This is a genomic window from Candidatus Hydrogenedentota bacterium (assembly GCA_016791475.1).
Classification (GTDB): Bacteria; Hydrogenedentota; Hydrogenedentia; order Hydrogenedentales; family JAEUWI01; genus JAEUWI01.
In genome coordinates this window covers 1-567 of sequence record JAEUWI010000375.1, presented here as the reverse complement: position 1 = coordinate 567, position 567 = coordinate 1, and the positions used below count along the sequence as shown (strand labels likewise).

The following is a 567-nucleotide window of genomic DNA, read 5'->3' as shown; positions in this document are numbered from 1 at the left end:
GCAGACCAGCATCAGCTCATCGGCGCCCGTGGCGGCCAGCAGGCGGGCCAGGCCGTCGCGCACGGTGTCCGGGCCGCCGATGACGGCGGCGCCGAGGAAGTCGCCGATGGCGGCGCGTTCTTCCGGATGCAAGCCGGCCATGAAGTTCTCTTCCGGGGGCTGCAGGCGTCGCCGGTCGCCACGCAAGATGCCCAGCACGCGCCGGAAGGTGCTGCTGGCGAGAAAATCGGCTTCCTCGTCGCTGGGAGCGGCGATCAGCGGGACGCCGATGATCACGTAGGGGGCGGCGAGCTGGGCCGAGGGCTGGAATTCGCGGCGGTACAGTTCGACGGCCTGCAGCAGCAGGCGCGGCGCAAAGTGGGACGCAAAGGCGTAGGGCAGGCCCCGGGCCGCGGCCAGCCGTGCCGAGAAGAGGCTGGAGCCAAGCAGCCAGATGGGTACCCGGGTGCCCGCGCCGGGCATGGCGATGAGCTGCTGGCCGGGTTCGGCCGGGGCCAGCAGGTGCTGCAGCTCGGCCACGTCGCGGGGGAAGTCCTCTTCCCGCTCGATGCGGTCCCGGCGCAGGGC

1 protein-coding gene is annotated in these 567 nt (G+C 72.5%); it reads right to left on the bottom strand.

All coding sequences use genetic code 11. The annotated features are described in order from the left end of the window. On the bottom strand, positions 1-567 hold a 567-nt coding region (locus tag JNK74_29765; protein ID MBL7650358.1), incomplete at both ends, for an MsnO8 family LLM class oxidoreductase.